This is a genomic window from Streptosporangium sp. NPDC000563 (assembly GCF_040299985.1).
Lineage (GTDB): Bacteria > Actinomycetota > Actinomycetes > Streptosporangiales > Streptosporangiaceae > Streptosporangium.
In genome coordinates, this window is the sequence record NZ_JBEPDA010000003.1 from 93,649 (window position 1) to 113,976 (window position 20,328).

The 20,328-nt window shown below is 71.1% G+C and carries 17 protein-coding genes; 1 reads left to right on the forward strand and 16 read right to left on the reverse strand.

All coding sequences use genetic code 11. The features are described from left to right. Positions 1-178: 178 nt before the first annotated feature. The 14 genes from hydA to ABT352_RS11205 all read right to left on the reverse strand — a co-directional run bounded on the left by hydA (position 179) and on the right by ABT352_RS11205 (position 16,359). The gene (gene hydA / locus ABT352_RS11140) at positions 179-1,588 is read right to left on the reverse strand and encodes a dihydropyrimidinase (RefSeq protein WP_350944373.1); all 1,410 of its coding nucleotides are present in this window, start codon (positions 1,586-1,588) and stop codon (positions 179-181) included. Beyond that, on the reverse strand, positions 1,585-1,989 hold the full coding sequence (locus ABT352_RS11145) for an allophanate hydrolase-related protein (RefSeq protein ID WP_350944374.1): 405 nt from the start codon (positions 1,987-1,989) through the stop codon (positions 1,585-1,587). The genes hydA and ABT352_RS11145 overlap by 4 nt, the downstream gene beginning before the upstream one ends. Positions 1,990-1,999: 10 nt before the next feature. Next, positions 2,000-2,803: an ATP-binding cassette domain-containing protein gene (locus ABT352_RS11150; protein ID WP_350944376.1), complete on the reverse strand. Its 804-nt coding sequence runs from the start codon at positions 2,801-2,803 to the stop codon at positions 2,000-2,002. Next, positions 2,800-3,660 (reverse strand): ABC transporter ATP-binding protein, encoded by an 861-nt coding sequence (locus ABT352_RS11155; RefSeq protein ID WP_350944377.1) that lies wholly within the window; start codon positions 3,658-3,660, stop codon positions 2,800-2,802. Before ABT352_RS11155 ends, ABT352_RS11150 begins: the two co-directional genes overlap by 4 nt. Continuing rightward, complete coding sequence (locus tag ABT352_RS11160; protein ID WP_350944379.1) at positions 3,657-4,523, reverse strand: ABC transporter permease; 867 nt, start codon at positions 4,521-4,523, stop codon at positions 3,657-3,659. Before ABT352_RS11160 ends, ABT352_RS11155 begins: the two co-directional genes overlap by 4 nt. After that, the gene (locus tag ABT352_RS11165) at positions 4,520-5,575 is read right to left on the reverse strand and encodes an ABC transporter permease (RefSeq protein ID WP_350944381.1); all 1,056 of its coding nucleotides are present in this window, start codon (positions 5,573-5,575) and stop codon (positions 4,520-4,522) included. Before ABT352_RS11165 ends, ABT352_RS11160 begins: the two co-directional genes overlap by 4 nt. Before the next feature lie 75 nt (positions 5,576-5,650). Next, entirely contained in the window at positions 5,651-7,258 is a 1,608-nt protein-coding gene (locus tag ABT352_RS11170; RefSeq protein ID WP_350944382.1) for an ABC transporter substrate-binding protein, read from the reverse strand. 6 nt (positions 7,259-7,264) lie between these two features. Beyond that, the gene (locus tag ABT352_RS11175; RefSeq protein ID WP_350944383.1) at positions 7,265-8,992 is read right to left on the reverse strand and encodes a hydantoinase B/oxoprolinase family protein; all 1,728 of its coding nucleotides are present in this window, start codon (positions 8,990-8,992) and stop codon (positions 7,265-7,267) included. Beyond that, positions 8,989-11,055: a hydantoinase/oxoprolinase family protein gene (locus ABT352_RS11180; protein ID WP_350944384.1), complete on the reverse strand. Its 2,067-nt coding sequence runs from the start codon at positions 11,053-11,055 to the stop codon at positions 8,989-8,991. Before ABT352_RS11180 ends, ABT352_RS11175 begins: the two co-directional genes overlap by 4 nt. After that, positions 11,052-12,350, reverse strand: a complete 1,299-nt coding sequence (locus tag ABT352_RS11185) for a metal-dependent hydrolase family protein (RefSeq protein ID WP_350944385.1) — start codon at positions 12,348-12,350, stop codon at positions 11,052-11,054. The genes ABT352_RS11180 and ABT352_RS11185 overlap by 4 nt, the downstream gene beginning before the upstream one ends. Beyond that, a complete protein-coding gene (locus tag ABT352_RS11190; protein ID WP_350944387.1) occupies positions 12,344-13,582 on the reverse strand; it encodes an NAD(P)/FAD-dependent oxidoreductase in 1,239 nt (412 codons plus the stop codon). The genes ABT352_RS11185 and ABT352_RS11190 overlap by 7 nt, the downstream gene beginning before the upstream one ends. Beyond that, positions 13,579-15,036: an FAD/NAD(P)-dependent oxidoreductase gene (locus ABT352_RS11195; protein ID WP_350944389.1), complete on the reverse strand. Its 1,458-nt coding sequence runs from the start codon at positions 15,034-15,036 to the stop codon at positions 13,579-13,581. The genes ABT352_RS11190 and ABT352_RS11195 overlap by 4 nt, the downstream gene beginning before the upstream one ends. Continuing rightward, on the reverse strand, positions 15,026-15,346 hold the full coding sequence (locus ABT352_RS11200; protein ID WP_350944390.1) for a (2Fe-2S)-binding protein: 321 nt from the start codon (positions 15,344-15,346) through the stop codon (positions 15,026-15,028). Before ABT352_RS11200 ends, ABT352_RS11195 begins: the two co-directional genes overlap by 11 nt. Further along, positions 15,343-16,359, reverse strand: a complete 1,017-nt coding sequence (locus tag ABT352_RS11205) for a dihydrodipicolinate synthase family protein (RefSeq protein ID WP_350944392.1) — start codon at positions 16,357-16,359, stop codon at positions 15,343-15,345. The genes ABT352_RS11200 and ABT352_RS11205 overlap by 4 nt, the downstream gene beginning before the upstream one ends. Positions 16,360-16,518: 159 nt before the next feature. Between ABT352_RS11205 and ABT352_RS11210 the strand changes: the two genes are divergently transcribed. Further along, entirely contained in the window at positions 16,519-17,556 is a 1,038-nt protein-coding gene (locus ABT352_RS11210; RefSeq protein WP_350944393.1) for a LacI family DNA-binding transcriptional regulator, read from the forward strand. Positions 17,557-17,715: 159 nt separating this feature from the next. Here ABT352_RS11210 and ABT352_RS11215 read toward each other — a convergent pair whose 3' ends face one another. Both ABT352_RS11215 and gad read right to left on the reverse strand, forming a co-directional pair. Next, on the reverse strand, positions 17,716-18,585 hold the full coding sequence (locus ABT352_RS11215) for a class II glutamine amidotransferase (RefSeq protein ID WP_350944395.1): 870 nt from the start codon (positions 18,583-18,585) through the stop codon (positions 17,716-17,718). A gap of 76 nt (positions 18,586-18,661) precedes the next feature. Next, positions 18,662-20,080 (reverse strand): glutamate decarboxylase, encoded by a 1,419-nt coding sequence (gene gad / locus ABT352_RS11220; RefSeq protein ID WP_350944397.1) that lies wholly within the window; start codon positions 20,078-20,080, stop codon positions 18,662-18,664. Between the last annotated feature and the right edge of the window lie 248 nt (positions 20,081-20,328).

The following is a 20,328-nucleotide window of genomic DNA, read 5'->3' on the forward strand; positions in this document are numbered from 1 at the left end:
CACCTGAAAGGGACCCGGCTTGGGAACGGTCGTGAGGTGGCCCCTGTGCACCGGGTGGTCTCTTCGGCGTCGTCATCGGAGAACCCCTACCGGCGGCGGGTACGTCAAAGCCCCGGTCACGCAGGCGGACGAGACCGGCGAGCCGGCGGGACCGGCCTGCGCCGGGCTTTCGACGTCGTCACGGGGTCGCGCGTCCCAGTGCGGGGGTGAGCGAGATCGGCCCCGCGGACAGGTGCCGGCCTCGGGGGACGGGGTCGACCAGGATGCCGTCGTGGACCACCACCCGGCCGCCGACCAGGACGGTCCGCGGCCTGCCGGTGAGGGTCATGCCCTCGTACGGCGTGTAGTCCGTCGCCATGTGCAGGTCGCCGGCGCTCACCCGCCATCGGGCGGCCGGATCCCAGATCGCGATGTCGGCGTCCGAGCCCGGCATCAGCGTGCCCTTGCGCGGATACAGGCCGTTGGTCCTGGCCGGATTGGCGGCGGTCAGCTCGACGAACCGGGTGGCGGGCAGCCCGGCCCCGGCGACGTACTCGGAGAAGATCACCGGTAGCCGGGTCTCCACCCCGGGCAGGCCGTTGGGCATGGCCCGCACGTCGGTGCGCCGCGACTCCTTCTGCGCCACGTCGTAGCAGCAGTGGTCGCTGCCGATCGTGGTGATCTCCCCGGTGAACAGGTGGCGTCCCAGCGCGTCGACCGCCTGGCGGGAGCGGAGCGGCGGGCAGCAGACGAACCGCTCGGGGGCGGGGCCGTCATAGTTGCCGTCGTCCAGCACCAGGTGGTGGGCGACCGACTCGGTGAACGCCGGCACGCCGCGCCGCCTGGCCGCCGCCACCAGCTCGACCGCCTCGGCGGTGGACTGGTGCACGAAGTAGACCGGTGCCGACAGCGACTCGGCGATGGCCAGCACCTCGGCCACCGAGGCGGTCTCGGCCAGTTCCGGACGGGTCGCGGCCATGTGCTCGGCGCCGATCCTGCCGCTCGCCGCGCACCGCTCCTGGGTGTCCTCGATGATGTGGTTGGCCTCGCAGTGGATCACCACCATGCCGTCCAGGTCGCGCAGCGTCCTCATGGTCCGCAGGACGGTGTCCTCGCCCGCCATGGTCTCGCCGCGGTAGGTGGTGAACATCTTCACCGTGGGCATGCCGTCCGCGACCAGCGCGCCGAGTTGGTCGGGCACGCTCTCGTCCCACTCCACGACGCAGGCGTGCAGGGCGCTGTCGCACAGGCCCCGATCGGCCTTGGCCCGCTGGGCGTACGCCGCGTCGGCGGGTGCCTGGCCGGGCCGTGGGATGGCGAAGTCCACGATCGTGGTGGTGCCGCCGAACACCGCGGCCGTCGTGCACGCGGTGTAGTCGTCGAGCGAGGTGAAGTCGCCGGAGGTGAAGCCGACGTGGCAGTGCGGGTCCACCCCGCCCGGCATGACCAGCCGCCCGGTCGCGTCGACCTCGGCCGCACCGCCCGGCGCGGGTGTGCCCGGCTCGGCCAGGGCGACGACGACGCCGCCCGCCACGAACACGTCGGCGGGGGCGGACCAGCCCGCCTCGACCACCGTGCCGCCCCGCACGACCAGCTCGGCGTCTCTCATCCGGTCGCGCCCTGCGTCCGGCCGGACGCGAGATAGGCGCGCCAGCCGCCGGCCGTACTGATGTCGGTGACCCCCGGCAGGGTCAGCGACTCGTCGCGCATCCGCATGGAGAGCGATCCGCTGCCGTCGGAGAGCTCGATCACGCTCAGCTCCAGCTCCTCGGGCTCGTTCGGCAGCAGGTGCTCGCGCAGGATCCGGTAGCTCACCTCGTACAGCTCGCCGGGGACGACGTGCCCGTCGGAGGTCACCGGGTACAGGCCGGGAAACTCGTCGCGCACCGAGTAGAACCGGTAACGGGGTGCGGTCTCGACGGGTCCGACGAACACCGCGCCGCTCAGCGCGGTGTTCAGGCTGCCGCCCGACATCGCCTGGCCGTTGACGAACATCCGCAGATTCTCCACGGGTCCTCCTTCAGTACTGGGGTTCGGCCGCGCGGCGGGCACGCTCGGCGGCGGGGTCGGGGATCGGGACGGCCGCCAGCAGCGACCGGGTGTAGGGGTGCTCCGGCGCCTCGTACACCTGCTCCCGGGTGCCGATCTCGGCGAGCCGTCCCTGCTCCAGGACCGCTATCCGGTCGCAGAGGTAGTAGACGACCGCCAGATCGTGCGCGATGAACAGGATCGACAGGTTCAGCCGCAGCCGCAGGTCCCGGAGCAGGTTGAGCACCTGGGCCTGGACCGAGACGTCCAGGGAGGAGATCGGCTCGTCGCAGATGAGCAGCCGGGGCTCGACCGCGAGGGCTCTCGCGATGGCGATGCGCTGGCGCTGGCCTCCGGAGAACGACCTGGGGTAGCGGTCCAGGTGCTCGGCGGACATGCTCACCGTCTCCAGCAAAGCCGCCGCGCGCTCCCTGCGCCGGCGCCGGTCCGGTTCGAGGCCGTGCACGGCGAGTGGCTCCTCAAGCAGCTCGGCCACGGTCATCCGGGGGTTCAGCGACGAGTACGGGTCCTGGAACACCATCTGCATCTCGCGGCGCAGGGAGCGCAGTTCCCGGCGTCCGGCCGCCAGCACGTCGCGTCCGCCGAGTTCCACCCGGCCGGAGTCGGGTTGGGTGAGCCGCGCCACGCACCGCGCGGTGGTGGACTTTCCTGAGCCCGACTCCCCCACCAGGCCGAGCACCTCGCCCGGCATCATGTCGAAGGAGACGTCGTCCAGCACCCGCCTGCCCTCGAACGTCTTGACCAGGTTTCGCACCCGCAGCAGGGGCTCGCTCACGACGGGCTCACCGTTCCCTCCTCGGCCGTCTCCACCGCGGAGCCGATGGTGGCCAGCGGCCTGGACAGGTCTCCCCCGATCCTGGGCACGGCTGCGAGCAGCGCCCTGGTGTAGGGGTGCCGGGGCGCCGCGTAGATCTCCTCGACCGGGCCGCTCTCCACCGCCAGGCCGTGGCGCATCACCACCACCCGTTCGGCGAACCCGGCCACGATCCCCAGATCGTGGGTGATCAGCAGCACCGCCATGTCCCGCTCGTCGGCCAGCTCGTGCAGCAACCGCAGCACCTGTGCCTGGACCCGCACGTCGAGTGCGGTGGTCGGCTCGTCGGCGATGAGCAGCGCGGGTTCCGCGATGATCGCGATGGCGATCACCACCCGCTGCCGCATCCCGCCGGAGAACTGGTGAGGGTAGTCGTCGAAGCGCTGCTCGGCGTCGCGCACACCCAGCCGGGAGAGCAGCTCGACACCGCGCCGCCTGGCGACCTTCTTGGACACCCCTCGGATGACCAGCGGCTGCGTGATCTGCCAGCCGATCGTCATCACCGGGTTGAGCGAGGCGAGCGGGTCCTGGAAGACCAGGCCGACCCCCGAACCGCGGATCTGCCGCATCCGGCGCGGCGGCAGCGCCAGCAGGTCGGTGCCGTCCAGCTCGATCCGCCCGGTCAGCGTGGCCTCGGCGTCCAGTCGCAGCACGGCTCGCGCGGTGACCGACTTGCCGGAGCCCGACTCGCCGACCAGCGCGACCTTCTCGCCGCGGGCCAGTTCCAGGTCGACGCCGTGCACGACCTCCACCGGCCCCTCGGGCCCGGGAAAACTCGCCCGCAGATCTCGTACGGCGAGCAGTGGTGTGTCCTTCATCGGCCGGCCCCCTCGCGGATCGTCGGGTCGTTGCGCACCCGCAACCAGTCGCCCAGCAGGTTGAAGGAGATCGCGGTCAGCATGATGGCGAGGCCGGGGAAGGCCACCGCCCACCAGCCGTTGGTGAGGTTGTTGGCCGCCGCGGCGATCATCGCGCCCCATTCGGCGGACGGCACCTGCGCGCCGACGCCGACGAAGGACAGGCCGGAGATGACCAGCATCACCGCGGCGACGTCCAGCGTGGTCTGCACGTACAGGGTGTTCAGCGCGTTGGGCAGGATGTGCCGGAAGACGAGACGGGTTCTGGAGACCCCGAGCATCCTGGCCGCGTCGACGTACTCGGCGTCCTTGACGTCGCGGACCAGCGTGCGCACCAGCCGCGCGTAGCCGGGCCACCAGGTGAGGGAGAGGGCGATCACCGCGGACTGCAGGCCGGAGCCGAGCGCGGCGGCCAGGCCGAGGGCCAGGATGATCGACGGGAGCGAGAGGCCGATGTCGGTGATTCGCATCAGCACCTCGTCGACGACCTTACCGCCGAGGGCCGCGACCGTACCGATCACGGTCCCGATCAGCGCCGCGGCGACGATCACGATCATCGTGGCGGGCAGGGTGACCCGCGCGCCGGACAGCACCCGGCTGAGCACGTCACGGCCGCTGGCGTCGGTGCCGAACCAGTGGTCGCCCGAGGGGGGCAGCAGAGCCTTGGACAGGTCGACCGCGTAGGGGTCGTGCGGCGCGATCAACGGCCCGATGACGGCGAGGACCACCATCACCACGGCCACCGTCACCGCGGCGCGCTCGACGATCGGGACGCGGGGCAGGCTGCGGCGGCGCGTGCCGGCGCGCGCCGTGGCGGCGCTCACGCGTTCACCTCCGCGAGAGCGGGTACGGCCGGCTCGCCCGTGCGGCGCTTCGTCCTGCGCAGCCGTGGGTTGAGCCAGAGCTGGACCAGGTCCACGGCGATGTTCGCCACCACGAAGACCACTCCGATCACGAGAACCGTGCCGATCACGGTGTAGAGGTCGCTCTGCAGGACGGCGGCGACCGCGTGGGCGCCGATGCCCGTCCTGCCGAAGATGGATTCCACCAGGACCGTGGAACCGAGCATCCAGCCGAGTTGCATGCCGAGAATCGTGCTGGCCGGGACCATGGCGTTGCGCAGGCCGTGCCGTACCACCACGCGGAACTCCGAGGCGCCGGTCGCCCTGGCCAGCGTGATGTAGTCGGAGTCCAGCGTGGTGATCATCGAGGAGCGCACCGTGCGGGCCACCACCGCGACGAACGAGGCGGCCAGGGTGAGGGCGGGGAGTATCAGGTGTCGCAGGGCGTCGCCGAAGGCGGCCAGGTTCCCGCCGAGCAGCGCGTCCAGCGAGGTCATCCCGGTGATCCTCGGCACGTCCTGGCCGAAGGCGAGCTGGCCGGTCAGCGGCAGCAGCCTGAGTTCCGCGGCGAAGACGAGCTGAAGCATGAGTCCCAGCCAGAAGACCGGGACCGCCGCGCCCAGCAGGGCGATGAGCCGGGCCGCGATGTCGGCCGACCCGCCTCGGCGGTAGGCGGCGTACACGCCCAGCGGTACCGCCACCACGACGTTGATCGCCATCGCGGCGAGCACGAGTTCCACCGAGGAGGGCAGCATGGCCGAGATGTCGTCGAGCACCGGCCGCTGGGTGAACACCGAGATGCCCAGGTCGCCGTGGAGCAGCCGGTCCAGATACCCCGTGAACTGATGCCACAGCGGCTGGTCGAGGCCGAGCTCGATCCGTACCCGTGCCACCTGTTCGGCGGTCGCGTTACGCCCCGCGGCGGTCCTGGCCGGGTCGCCGGGCAGTACCTGGGTCATCAGAAAGGTGACGACGGCCAGGCCTGCCAGAACGACGACGCTGGTCACGAGTCGCCGTAGCAGGAAACGAGCCATGGGGTACCTTCCCTCAGTGGTGATCTCCGATGATGGGCGGGCTCGGCGCGAAGGTTCCGCGCCGAGCCCGGCGGGTCAGCCGACCTGCACCTGGTAGACGTCCACGGTCTGGTGGTGCGCGGGGTCATAGGCGTAGCCGGTGAGCCCTTCGCGGTGAACCGTCACGTACTGCGGGTTGGACATGTTGACCGAGGGGTGATCGGCCGCGATGGTCTGCTGGGCCTCCTTGTAGAGAGCACAGCGGGCCTCGGTGTCCGTCAGCTTCTGAGCGTCCTCGACCAGCTTGTCGACCTTGGGGTTGTCGTAGCCGCCGCTGTTCTGCCCGTTGTTGATGAACTTCGAGTTGAACTGCAGGTGCAGCACGGAGTCGGGGTCCGGATAGGGCGGGAAGCCGTAGATCATGCCGAGGTCGGGCGTGGTCTCGTTGCTCTTGAGCATCTCGACGTACTGCGGGTAGGTGACCGCCGACAGTTCGACCTTCACCCCGATCTTGGCGAGGTCGGACTGCAGCAGCGTGGCCGCCTGTTCCATCTCGGCGGTGGCCTTGAGGTAGCTCATCGTGAGCGTGACGTTCTTCAGGCCCGCGGCGTCCAGGATGCTCTTGGCCTTCTCCAGGTCGTAGCCCGCCTGCGCGACCGTGGGGTCGGCGCAGGCCATGGTGCCCGCCAGCACTCCGACGGCCTTCTTGCCCGCGCCCTTGAGGATGGCCGACTGGTGCTGGTCGTAGTCGTAGGCGTAGGTGATCGCCTCGCGCAGCGCCTTGTCGGCCGTCGGCGAGTCCTTCATCTTGAAGAAGGTGTAGAGCTGCACGTTGGTGTCGGCCTTGTCCACCACGTAGCCGGCGCTTTCGAGACCGGCCCAGTCGTTGGGGTCGATGTCCATCGCGATGTCCACGTCACCGTTGCTCAGCGCCGTCTTCTGGGTCGCGGCCTGCGGCAGGTAGCGGATCACCACGTCCTTGGCCTGGTTGGTGAAGCCACCCCAGTAGCCGTCGTGCCGGGTGAACTTGGCCTCCTGGTTGGGGGTGTAACCGACCAGCTTGTACGGCCCGGACCCCGCGCCGTTGGCCGCCAGCCACTGGCGGCCGTCGTCGGAGCCGGCGTTGGCCTGCACCAGCTTGGAGTTGAGCAGGTAGACCCGCGACAGCGCGCCCAGGAACGGCGCGTAGGCCTGCTTCAACGTGATCGTCAGATGGGTGTCGTCGACGACCTCGGCGGAGTCGTAGGCGGTCAGCAGCGACGCGACGCCCATCTGGAGTTTGGTGATCCGGTCCATCGTGTACTTCACGTCGGCGGCGGTGAGCTTGGTGCCGTCGTGGAAGGTCACGTCGTCGCGGAGCGTCAGGTCGAGGGTCTTGCCGTCCTTGGAGAACGTCCACTCGGTGGCCACGGCGGGGTCGAGCACGCCGCCCTTGCCGTACTTGACCAGGGTGTCGTAGGCGGGGATGGACACCTCGTCGACGGTCGAGTTGTCGGCCTGGACAGGGTCGAAGGTGGCCGGCGGCTCGTTCTCCGCGATGATCAGTGTCTGCTTGCGGAGGTCGGAGCCACCGGAGGCGCCGGAGCCGCCCGAACCGCTCTGGCCGCAGGCCGCGAGGGCCAGCGCGCCGACGAGCAGTACGGAGGTCAGGCCCAGCTTGCGCTTTCGGCCACGTGCCGCCGGGGTGGCGGGGGGTCGGTGCACTTTCGTCTACCCTTCGCTCTTGAGTCGGGCGGCCCTGGCCGGCGTGGGCCGCCAGCCGTCGCCGTCCACGATCACGCCATAGGACTGCTCCGCGGCCTCGGCGCCGACGTAGCCGTTGAGTACGTCGGCCACCACCGCGGCCGGGTCGCGGTCGAGAGGGTCGCCGTAGCCACCGCCTCCGGCGGTCCGGTTCACGAACCGGTCGCCGGCCTTCATGTCGGCCCTGTACATGCCGACCCGCTTGGCCCGATCGGTGTCGGGCCACAGCACCATCTCGCTGGGCTCGGGCTCCTGGCCGCCGTCCAGCGCCCAGGGCCTGGTCTTGCTCTTCTTCTTCATCGACAGCACCTCACCGTCGGCGAGGTAGCGGACCTGCCTGAGCACGCCGACGCCGCCGCGGAACCTGCCCGCGCCGCCGGAGTCGGGAATCAGCTCCAGCCGCTCGTGGAACACGGTGGACTTGTGCTCCAGCACCTCGACGGGGGTGTTTCTGACGACGCTCTGGGAGGGGTGCTGCTGGGCGTTCGCGCCGTCGCGGTCCTTGCGCGCCCCCCAGCCGATGCCCTCGTTGTTGCTGATCACGAAGTCCGCGCCGGTGCGCGGGTCGCGGCCGAGCGCCATGAAGCCCGGCTCGTCACCACCGGAGGAGGCCGGGATCGAGTCCATCACCTGGGCCAGCGCCTTGTGGATCAGCTCGAACGCGACGATGGCGCTCCACTGGGTGAAGGTCGCGGCCGGGTAGACGGCGTGGAAGAAGTTGCCGGGATCGGCCTTGACCTCCAATGCCCGGTAGTGCCCGGCGTTGGAGGGCTCCCTGGGCGTGGTCAGCTCCTTGAAGATGGCCTTGCCCAGGCTCTCGGTGGAGCCGATCGGCAGGTTGACCGGGCCGGCCACCGCACCGTCGGAGCCGTTGAAGTCGACCTCCATCCGGTCGCCGTCGATGGTGACCTTGACCTCCATCCGGATCAGGTCCTCGGTGATGCCGTCGTCGTCGCAGTAGTCGAAGGCCGTCCAGGTGCCGTTGGGCAGCGCGGCCAATGCCTTGCGGGCGACCCGATCACCGTGCTCGATGACCTGCCTGATGGCCTGGTCGACGGTCTCGCCGCCGAACTTCTCCCAGACCTGCGCCAGCCGGTTCTCGCCGGTGCGCAGGGCGGCGAGCTGGGCGTGGAAGTCGCCGATGGTCAGGTCGGGCAGCCGGGAGTTGAACCGGATGAGCTCGACGATGTCGCGGACCACCTCACCGCGGCTCACGATCTTGGTGCCGGGGAAGATGAGGCCTTCCTGGTGCATGTCGGTGGAGTCCAGGACATAGCCCGGAGACTTGGCACCGAGGTCCATCCAGTGCGCGCGCACCGCGAGGTAGGCCGCGGGGCCCTCGTGCCCGTCACGGAAGACCGGCGCGAAGAGCATCGCGTCGTAGGAGTGCGCGCCGCTCCAGTACGGGTAGTTCAGCAGGTAGACGTCGCCGGGTGCGAAGTTCTCCCGGCCGACGTACTCCACGCCCTTGACGATGGCGTGGTCGTTGGCGCCGAGGAACGAGGTGATCCCCGCGGCCTCGGCGGTCAGGTCCAGGTCGGCGTTGTAGATCGAGATGCCGAAGTCGAGCACCTCGTAGATCACCGGGTTGAAGGCCGCCCGCACCAGGGTGCGGCGCATCTGCTCGCCCACCGAGACCAGGTAGTTGCGGATCACCTCGACGGTCGCGCCGTCCAGACGCTCAGGGCTGTTCACAGGGTTCCTCCGGTACCGGTCACCAGCAGCTGTCCGTAGGTGTCGACGGTGAGCCGCTGATCACCGAAGATCACCGTCGTCGAGGTGCCCTCCTCGACGATCGCCGGGCCGCTCACCTCGTGGCCGGGTGCCAGAGTCGTCCGGTCGTAGACCGGGAACACGGCGGTCTCGCCGGTGGCGACGTCGAAGGCGGGCCGCTCGCCGACCGCCTCGGGCCCGCCGGGTCCGGCGGGTGCCCACTCGCGCAGCGACGGCTTGGCCAGCCGTCCCACCGCCCGCACCCGCAGGGTGAGGATCTGTCCGGTGTCGGCCATCGCGTGGCCGTAGCGCGCCTCGTGCTGGGCGTTGAAACGGGCCAGCACGCTCGCCGCGGTGTCACCGGGCCGCAGGTCGATGCCGAGGCTGTGCTCTTGACCGTGGTAGCGGATGTCCAGCCTGCGGATGAGGGTGCGGTCCTCGGGCTTGATGCCCTGCGCGGACAGCACCTCGTCGCCCTGCGCCTCCAGGTCGGCGAACTCGCTCTCCAGTACGGCCAGGCTCTCGTCGCTGAGGGAGCGCAGCACGGTGGCGGCGAACTCGTACTCCAGGTCGGACATCAGCATGCCGAAGGCGGAGAACGCGGCGGGCACCTGCGGGACGATCGTGGTGGCGATGCCCATCTCCCTGGCGAGCATCGGGCCGAGCAGCGGCCCGGCGCCGCCGATGGCGAGCAGCGCGAACTCGCGCGGATCCAGCGCCCGCTCCACGGTGATCTCGCGCAGCGCGCCGACCATCCGGGCCAGCAGCACCCGGAAGACGCTCGCGGCGGCCTGGTCCACGCTCACCCCGAGGGGAACGGCCAGTTTGGCCTCGACCGCGGCGCGGGCCGCTTCCGCGTCGATGCTCATGTCGCCGCCGAGGAACGCGGCGGGGTCCAGGTAGCCGAGCACCAGCGCGGCGTCGGTGACGGTCGGCTCGGTACCGCCCGCGCCGTAGGCCACCGGCCCCGGTACGGCGCCCGCGCTGTGCGGACCGACCTTGAGCAGTCCCTCGTCGATCCAGGCGATCGAGCCTCCGCCCGCGCCCACGGTACGGATGTCGAAGATCGGGATGAGCAGCGGGAAGCCGTCGATGCCCGCCTCGTGCACCTCGCCCGGCTCGCCGTCCTCGATGACGCAGCAGTCCACGCTGGTGCCGCCGACGTCGAAGGAGATCAGCTTGGGCAGCCGCTGCTCACGGGCCAGGAAGGAGGCGCCCACCACTCCCCCCGCGGGGCCGGACAGCACGGTCATCAGCGGGGCGCGGCGGGCCAGTTCCGCGGTCATCGCGCCGCCGCCCGAGCGCATGATGTGCAGCGGGTGGGTGAGTCCCGCCTCGGTCAGCCTGGCCTCCAGGGTGCCGATGTAGTCGCTCAGCACCGGCCGGATGTAGGCGTCCAGGGTGACGGTGCTGGTCCGCTCGTACTCGCGGTACTCGCGGGTGATGTCGGTGGAGACCGAGATCGACACGTCCGGGTAGAGCTCGCGCAGGATGCGCGCGGCCCGCCGCTCGTGCTCGGGGTTGGCGTAGGAGTGCAGGAAGCAGATGGCGAGCGAGGCCAGTCCCTGCTCCTCGACCAGGATCCGGCCGGCCTCGCGCACAGCGTCCTCGTCCAGGTCCTGCACCACGTCGCCCTGCGCGTCGATCCGGCAGGGTACGCCGATCCGCCGGCGGCGCGGCACCAGTGGCGGCGGCGGCGCGTAGGAGAAGTCGTACATGTGCTGGCCGGGGACGTTGGCTCGGGCGATCTCCAGCAGGTCCCTGAAGCCCTCGTTGGTGATGATGCCGAGGTCCGCGCCGCGGCGCTGCAGGATCGCGTTCAGGCCGAGCGTGGTGCCGTGGACGAACGCCTCCACCCCGTCCAGCCGGGTGGCGAGACCCCCCACCGCGTCCAGGACGCCCTGGGCGGGGGCGCCCGGGGTGGTCGAGGCCTTGTGCAGCCGGATCTCTCCGGTCTCCTCGTCGTAGGCGATCGCGTCGACGAACGTTCCGCCGATGTCCACGGCGAAGCGGGTACGGCCGGCCGGAGTGTCGGGGGAGTTCACAGGGCGCCTCCAGGGACCTGCTGCGGGGCGGGGACGACCGGCAGGTCGTCGCGGACGATCCGGCCGGCCTGCATGACGAAGGGGATCCGGCGCAGCGCGGAGACGTCGCTCAGCGGATCGCGCTCGGTGACGATCAGGTCGGCGAGGTAACCTTCCTCGACGGCACCGGCCTGGCCGGCCAGGCCGACCAGGCGCGCGGCCTCCGACGTGCCGGCCCGTACCGCCTGGAGAGGGCTGAGACCCGCGTCGGTGAGGAACTCCATCTCGCGGACCGCCACGACGGTGTCCTCGATGGGCTCGCCCGGCGGGTAGTCGGTGCCGGCGAGCATGGTGATGCCGGGCGCGCCGGGGTCGTCCGGGTCGGCGATGCCGGCCGCGACCGCCCGCCGGATGCTGTCCAGGTGGCCGGGACCGACCTCCACCGCCCGCTCGATCTGCCAGGGCGTGAAGCTGTGCTCGGCCATCCAGTCGGGGCAGCGGGTGACGCACAGGGTCGGGGTGAGGAACACCCGCCGGTCCGCCATCAGCTTGGCCGTGTCGTCGTCCAGGTCGTAGGCGTGCTCGTAGCCGCGGACTCCGGCGGCGAGCGCCTCGCGGATCGCCGAGCCGGCGCCGGCGTGCGCGGTCACGTAGCTGCCGTGCTCCTCGGCGGCGCGGACCACGGCCCGCATCTCCTCGGCGGTCATCTGCGCGCCGGTGAACGACTCGCCCTGGTGGGCGATGCCACCGGTGATGAAGATCTTGATCAGGTCGGCGCCCGCGTCCAGCTCCTGCCTGGCCGCGCGCAGGAAGCCGTCGTGCCCGTCGGCGTAGGAGCAGTCGGCGCCCTTGCCGTGGCCGCCGGTGGTGGAGATGGCCCGGCCCGCTCCGACGATTCGCGGCGCGGCCACCCAGCCCTGGTCGGCGGCGGTGCGCACCAGCAGGTCGGCGCGGTTCTGCTCGTGCACGCAGCGGATCGTGGTGACCCCCGCGACGAGGGCGTCCTGTGCCCGGGACAGCGCGCGCAGCGCGCTCAGCCCGGGGCTCTCCGACTCGTCGGTGGCGGAGAAGGGGTAGAGCACCGACAGGTGGGTGTGCACCGAGATCAGGCCGGGCATCAGGTACCTGCCGCCCAGCTCGACGGTCTCTGCTCCCGGGGGCGGGGCGTCCGTCGTGATCTTCTCGATCCGGCCTGCCGCGACGAGCACGTTGGCGTTCCTGCGGATCCGTCCCGATCGGACGTCCACGACGTGCCCACCGGTCAACCAGAGGGTCTCGGGCTCCGACGTGGGCCGCAGTCGAGGTGATGTCAGCACCGCTTACTCCTTCTGTCCTGGTGGTTTTCCTGCTCTGGGCCGTTGTCTTCCTGAATTCGCCCGTCTTCCTGACTTCGCCGCTCCATCAGCCGGCCGGGACCGAGGTCGGAGACGTCGACCGGCGGCGGCTTCCCCTCGATCAGGCAGCGCAGCGTCTCCCCCCACAGCGGGGCGAAGCTGAAGGCGTAGGTGCCTCCCGCCACGTAGAACCCGGGGGCGCCGGGTACCTCGCCGATCACCGGCATCTCGTCGGGCGTGGCCGCGAGCGGCCCGGCCCACATCCGCAGCAGCCGCAGGTCCCGGATGAACGGCAGCACCCGGACCGCCAGTGCGACGTTGCCGACCAGGCTGTCCAGACTGGTGGCGCTCCGGCCGGCCAGGTCCATGCGCAGGGCCGGCCAGCCGCCGCCGATCAGCAGGTTGCCCGCGGCGACCTGCTTCACCGACAGTCCCTCGCCGATGTGCTGGACCAGGTGGGACATGGTGGCCGAGGAGCGCACGGTGGCGTGCATCTGGATCGCCACGGGTGTCATCCGCAGCGTGATACCGGCCAGGGCCGCGATCTCCCCCAGCCAGGGCCCCGCGACGTCGACCACCACGGGGGTGTCCACCACCTGCTCGGCGGCGCCTCGCCCGGCGACCACCCGCCAGCCGCCGCCGTTGCGGGTGATCCGCCGGACCGGCGCGAACGCCACGGTCCGGCCGCCGTGTCTGGCCGCCGAGTCCAGGTAGGCGGGGGTGACCTTCAGCGGGTTGGCGTAACCGTCCAGGTCACACCAGGTGGCGGCGGCCACCGTCGGTCCGAGAAGGGGAAGCGCGGCCCGCGCGGCGTCCCCGTCGAGGATCTCGGTGTGTATCCCGGCTGCGGCCTCCCATTCGTGCTTGTCGCGCAGCTCCTGGCACTGCTCCTCGGTCTCCGCGACGGTGAAGCCACCGGTGCGGCGGACCTCCACCGAGGTCTCCAGCTCCTCCTCCAGCGTCTCCCAGCGGTCGCTCGCGGCGCGCTGCAGCGGCAGGAACCGTGCGCTGTCCAGCGGTACCTTCTGACCGGGGCGCCTGGTGTGCACGGCCTGCATGTGCAGATTGCCGGCGGTGGTGCCGGAGCCCTCCCTGCCCGGGGCCCCTCGTTCGAGGACGAGCACCCGATGGCCGCTGCGGGCCAGGTGGCTCGCCACCGAGGCGCCGAGCACCCCGGCTCCCACGATCACCGCGTCCGCGGTCCGCGTGCTCATGCGTCGCCTTCCTGCGATTCCGGTCCGGCCAGCTCCAGCAGCGTGGTGAGAGGGACGGGGCGCACCGGCAGCCGGGAGGGGAAGACCTCCACCCGTGATTCGCCCGCGCCCTGGTCGGACGCGACGGACCTGACCAGTCCCGCGACCGCGAACCCGCACTCCCGGCCCTGGCAGGGGCCCATTCCCGCGCGGGTCCAGGCCTTGGTCGCGTTGAGGTCGCCGTCGGCGCTTCCCGTGGCGGTGGTGCGGATCTCCTCCGCGCGGACCGCCTCGCAGCGGCAGACCATGGTGTCGGCGGGCAGCGCGGGCGCCAGCGTGGCGAGCAGCGCCGCCGGGTCCGGGTAGAGGGAGTCGGTCAGCGCGGTGAAACGTGCCAGACGGCGCCTGGCCGACACCACTCGCCGGGCCTCGGACACCGGTACGGTCACACGGGTCTCACGGGCCAGGATGTCGTACGCGGCGGCGAGCCCTCTGGCCCTCGCCGCGTGCACCCCGCCGATCCCCGCCGCCTCGCCCACCACGTAAACGTCGGCCCGGGAGGCGCGTCCCGCCGCGTCGGTCACCGGCACCGCGTCCCCGCTCGCCGCGTCGATCCGCACCTCGCAGCCCAGCATGCGGGCCAGGTCGGTCTGGGGACGGAAGCCGTAGCCGACGCAGAGCGCGTCCACCCCGACGGTGCGGACCGGGCGCGTGGGCCTGGCCGCGGCGGCGAGTGTCACCGAGGAGACCCGGTCGCGTCCGTCGGCGCGGAGCACGACGGTCTCCTGCCAGATCGGCACCCGGGCGCGGGCCAGCCGCGCGGCGTAGGAGGCCAGTTCGCGCAGTCGCGCGGGGTGGCCGAGCGTGCCCAGCGCCCGCAGGCTCGGCCGGTACGGCCTGCCCGCCTCGGCGATGCCCGCCACGTTCACGCCGAGTTCGATCAGCGAGCAGGCGACCGGCAGCAGGAACGGCCCGGAACCGGCCAGGACGACCCGGTCCCCGACGGTGGTGTGGTCGCTCGCGGCCAGGTGCTGGGCGAAGCCCGGGGTGGTCACTCCGGGAAGCTGCCAGCCGGGGAAGGGAAACACCCGCTCGAAGGCGCCGGTCGCCAGCACGAGACGGCGGGCGCGCAACCGCACCGGATGCTCGGCGGCGTCGGAGGCGAGCAGCGTGCGCCCGTCGTCGTCCACGCCCCAGACCAGATGGCCGGTACGGCACTCGACGCCGGCCGCGCGCACCTGGGCGATCAGCCGGCCACCCTCGGGTCGATGGTCGCCCCAGTGCCTCGCCACCGCGGGCGCGGGCCGCCGGTAGTACTGCCCGCCCAGTTCCGGCTGCTCGTCGAGGATCGTCACGGCCAGCCCCGCGGAGGCGAGCCGGGCCGCGGCGCTGAGCCCCGCGGGACCACCGCCGACGATCACGACATCCCGTTCGACGACCTCGCCGTACACGGCCGTGCCGCGCTCAGCGGTCATGCGGAACCTCTCCCCCTGCGGCCGTCTCGACCTGCATTCCGGCATAGATCTTGGTGATGCAGGCACGGACCCCCGGACGCCCGTCCACGGTCACCTCGCACTCGAAACACACGCCCATCCCGCAGAACGGGCCGCGCGGGTCGCCGCCCACCGGATTGCGTCGCAGGCTCCACCGCCGCTCACCGACGAGGACCGCGGCGAGGCTGATGCCGTCGACGGCCCGCACGGAATCGCCGTCGACGACGATCTCCGTTCGCGGAGCCCGGCCGGGGCCGGCATGCCGGCCGGTGCGGTTCCGCTCCGTCGTCATCGCCCGGCCCGCCCCAGGGCGGTGCCCCCGGCGTCCACGGTGCCCCCGGAAAGGGCTTCGACGAGGCCTGACTCCTTCAGCACGGCGCCGATCGCGTCGAGCCTCTTCGGGTCCGTGATCGGCAGGAGCGGCGGGCGGACGTGCCCGCCCGGCTGGCCGAGCATCGCCATGGCCGCCTTGAGCTGGGCGATGGGCGCGCCGTACACGCCGCTGTAGTCGGGATTGATCAGCCGGGAGGAGAGCCCCGCGTACCGGTCGACCCAGCCGCGCGCCGCCTCGCGATCCCCCGCCGCGACCGCCTCGTAGTAGGGGACGGCGAACGGGGCGCCCATGCCGCCGCCGTCGATGTTCCCGTCCCCGCCCAGCTCCAGCAGTACGGCGAGGCCACGCCGGTGCAGGAAGCTGCCGAACACCCGAACCCGGTCGCTCACCTCCTCCACGGTGCCGAGCATCCGCAGCCAGTCACCGGTGCTGTCCTTGATGGCGACCACGTTGTCCAGGTCGGCCAGTCCGGACATCAGCCCGGCGTAAGCGGAGATGTCGACGGCCACCCCGCGCGGCCAGTTGTAGACCATGAACGGCAGCTCCGTCGCGGAGCTGACCTGCCGGTAGAAGGCGAGGATGTCCTCGGGCCCCGGGTGCACGTACGGCGGGGGCGTCGCGAGCACGCCGTCCGCGCCCGCCTCGGCGGCGTGCCTCGCGAACCCGATCGCCTCCTCGGCGGTGTACGCCGTGACACCGACGACCACCGGGACCCTGCCGGAGAGCTCGGACACCGCGATCTCGGCGACCCTGCGGCGTTCGGCCGCGCTCTGGCTGAACCACTCACCGGTGCTCCCGTTGACCAGGACCCCGTGCACGCCCTGGGCGGCGTAGAGCCTGAGCAGCGCGCGCCACGCGTCCTCGTCCAGCCCGCCTTCGCTGGTGAAAGGGGTGGGCGCGGCCGGCCAGTAACCGTGCCAGGTGACGTCGTCGCGGTCCATGGAACCCCCGGAGATCAATGTTGTAGTCATTTTTTGGGATCGCTTGCATTAGGTTGCAGCACTCGGGAGATTCAGGTCAAGGCCGAAAACTGTTTTTAACCTGGGCAAATTTCTCATCACCGCACCAAGAGTCCACGATCTTGTGGCAAAATCTCCCCTCGGATGGGATCGATCCCAGGAAGAAGGACGATGGCGATCACGCTGAAGGACGTCGCCGCCGCGGCCGGGGTGTCACGCAGCACGGCTTCCCGCGCACTCAGCGGCTCACCGCTGATCGCCCCGGAGACCCGGGTGGCGGTGAAGGAGATCGCGGAACGGATGGGCTACCGCCCCAACCGTGCGGCCAGCGCACTGCGTTCCAAGCAGTCTCATGTCGTGGGACTGGTGCTGAACAACCTCATCAACGCGTCCTTCCACACCATCGCCGAGGTCGTGCAGCGTCGCGCCGCGTCCGAGGGCTACCAGGTGATGCTCTGCATCACCGACGCGGACCCCCGGCGGGAGGAGTCCTTCCTCCGGACCCTCGCCGCACACGGGGTGGACGGGCTGATCATGATAGGTACGGGCAAGAACACGGCCATGGCCAACGCGCTGCTCGCCGAGGGCATCGGAGTCGTCAACGTCATCCGCGCCGCCGCCGAGAGCGCCGCACCGTCGGTGCTCGCCTCCGACCGCGAGGGCGCCCACGCGGCCACCTCACACCTGCTCGATCTTGGTCACGAGCGGATCGGCTTCATCGGCGGCCTGCTGAGCGCCAACTCCGGCCTGGAGAGGTTCGCCGGCTACGAGCAGGCGCTGAGGGAACGCGGCCATCAGGTCGACGAGTCACTCGTCGAACGGGGACCGTTCGACTCCGCCTTCGGCTCCCAGGCGACGGAGCGGCTGCTAAGCCGCAACCCGGAGATGACGGCGCTGTTCGCCGCGAACCACGAGGCCGTGTTCGGCATGCTGCCCACCCTCGTCGGCGCGGGCATCGTCATTCCCGAGCAGCTCTCGCTGATCTGCTACGAGGACATCCCCTGGCTGCGCTGGTGGCAGCCGCCCATCACCGTCGTCGACAACGGGGCGAGCGAACTCGGAGATCTCGCCATGAACCTGCTGCTCCAGCAGATCGAACGGACCGACCGGTCGACGGCTCCCGTACGCACCGGACGGGCGGGCCGGGCCTACCGGGTAGGCGCCCAACTCGTCCTGCGCTCGTCCTGCGCGAGGCCGCCCGCCGGGTAGGCCCGGGACCGGGCGTCCGGCGGCCACCGCGGACCGGTCCGCGGGAGGGTTTCCCCGGAAAACGGCGAACGCGCTCTTCGTCGGCACGCAAGACCCGCGACAAGGACCCGCCGCCGTGTCGTCGGCGTCGGTCCTGGCCTCTCGGTCTTGGTCTTGGTCTCAGTCGGGATGCTGCGAGGTCGCGGCCTCGGGGCGCAGGTCGGCGAGGCTCAGCTGGTGCGCGGGCTCCTCCGGCAGGACGATCCGGCGGGTGGGGACGAGATCCGGTCCGACGTGGAGCAGTTCGCCGGGTTCCATCGGGCTCCAGCCGGGATGGTCGTCCATGTGCTCGCTCGCGACCACGTAGGCGGGGGCGCCGACGAGGTCGCGGGAGCGGACGCGGATACGGCCGTCGGTGCCGCTCTGGTCGAGGTGCCGGCCACCGTGGCACCCGCCCGCGGCCCGCTGGAGCACGTACAACCGGTGGGTGTCGGGATAACGCAGCGCCCACAGATCCCGCGGGGTGGTGAGAACCAGGTTGAGGCCGTAGATGGGCAGGTGCTGGGCGACCCAGCGGGCCGCGGCCTCGATACCGGCGGCGACGTCGCCGCCGTGCGCCCTGGTCTCGCGAGTGATCAGCGCGAAGAAGCGTTCGGAGTCGGTCTCCCCCTTGACGAGCTTTCGATCCTCGCCCAGCTCCGCGTCGAGGTCGTCCAGGCCCTCGACCACCCCGTTGTGCGCGAAGAGCCGCCCGTCCTGCAGGAAGGGATGCGTGTTGCGTCTCTCCAGGCCGCCGGTGGAGGCGAAACGTACGTGGGCCACGAAGGTGGTGGATTCCACCTCCTTCGCCTCCTCGGCGAAACACCGGTCCCGGTAGGCGGCGATGGGCGCCTTGTGCACCTCCGGGGTGCCGTCGGCGTCGAAGTACCCCAGACCGGTCCCGTCGGGATCGCGGTGGCTCTGCTTACTGAGGCTGTCCGGCGCGTCCAGAAGCCAGAAGGTGGCACGCGTACGCCGAGGCGCGCTGCTCAGACCGAACAAACGGCACATCTCACTGTCTCCTTCTCACTTTGTCCTTCGCCCGCGCCGGCCCTCCCCCGGCCGACGCGAGCGCCTGCGCACACCCTCAGCCGTGGTGTCGGTGTCTCTTCCCGGCGCCGTGCGCGAAGCCTCCGGCGTCATCGGCGGTGCGGTGCCCGCCTTGCGCCTCCAGGCGGGGCAGGACCCTGCGCAGGTCCTCCATCAACAGATCGGCCAGGTCGTGGCTGAAGCCGTTGCGGACGACGACGCGCAGCACCGCCAGGTCCGTACGGTTCTCGGGAAAGGTGTAGGCGGGCACCAGCCAGCCGCGCTCACGCAGCGCGGCGGAGACGTCGAAGACCGTGAAGCCGGCGACTCCCTCACGTACCCGGAAGGCGAACACCGGAGCCTCGCCGCCGTCGGTGAGCAGCTCGAAGTGGTCCAGCCCGGCGATCTCCCTTGCCAGGCGGGTCGCCACGTCCCGGCAGGTCCGCTGCACCCGGCGGTAGCCGTCGAAGCCCAGCCGCAGGAAGTTGTAGTACTGCGCGACCACCTGGGCGCCCGGCCGGGAGAAGTTCAGCGCGAAGGTCGGCATGTCCCCGCCGAGGTAGTTGACGCGGAAGACCAGATCGTCGGGGAGCGCCTGGGAGTCGCGCCACAGCACCCAGCCCACCCCCGGCATCACCAGCCCGTACTTGTGTCCGGAGGTGTTGATCGACGCCACCCGTGGCACCCGGAAGTCCCAGTGCAGGTCCGGATCGAGGAAGGGCGCGATCATCGCGCCGGAGGCGCCGTCCACGTGGATCGGCACGTCGAGTCCGGTACGGGCCTGCAGGTCGTCCAGGGCCGCGGCGATGTCGGCGACGGGCTCGTAGCTGCCGTCGTAGGTCGAACCCAGGATGGCCACGACCCCGATGGTGTTCTCGTCGCACCGCTCGACGGCGGTCTGCGGGCTCAGGTGGTATCGATCGCCCTCCATCGGCACGTAGCGGGGTTCGATGTCGAAGTAGTCGGCGAACTTTTCCCAGCAGATCTGTACGTTGACGCCCATGACGAGGTTGGGCCGGTCGTCTGGGCGGCCCTCCGCCCGGCGCCGCTGCCGCCAGCGTCGTTTGAGCGCCAGGCCGCCCAGCATGGCCGCCTCGCTCGACCCGGTCGTCGAGCAGCCCGTCGCGCGGTGAGGCTCCTCGGCGTGCCAGAGCCTGGCGAGGATGTCCACGCACCGCGTCTCCAGCTCCGCGGTCTGTGGATACTCGTCCTTGTCGATCATGTTCTTCTCGACGCACTCGGCCATCAGCCTCAGTGCCTGCGGCTCCGCCCAGGTGCTCACGAACGTCGCGAGGTTCAGCCTCGCGTTGCCGTCCAGCATCAGCTCGTCGTGAACCAGCTGGTAGGCCGTCTCCGGCTCCATCTCCCCTGCCGGCATGGCGTGGCGCGGGACCCGCAGGGGCTCCCGGCTGAAGATCGGATTGATCTCCAGATCCCGGCTTCCACGCCCGGTGTGACCTGGCCGCCTCAGAGGCATCGTCCACGTCCTTCCCCAGCTGATCAAACCGCTGTGAGCTGGGGTTTTCCCCTTGAACGGGGTACCCAGGCCACCGCCGCGCGACACCCTCGCCGCAGTGGCCCCGCCGAGACCTCACCGCCTGACCGGGAAACCCTGACCGTTGACCGGGACCGTTGACCGTGTCCGTGGGCCGGGACCGTACGTCGGGACCGTGGGCCGAGAACGTGGGCCGAGAACGTGGGCCGAGAACGTGAAAGCAGATCGGC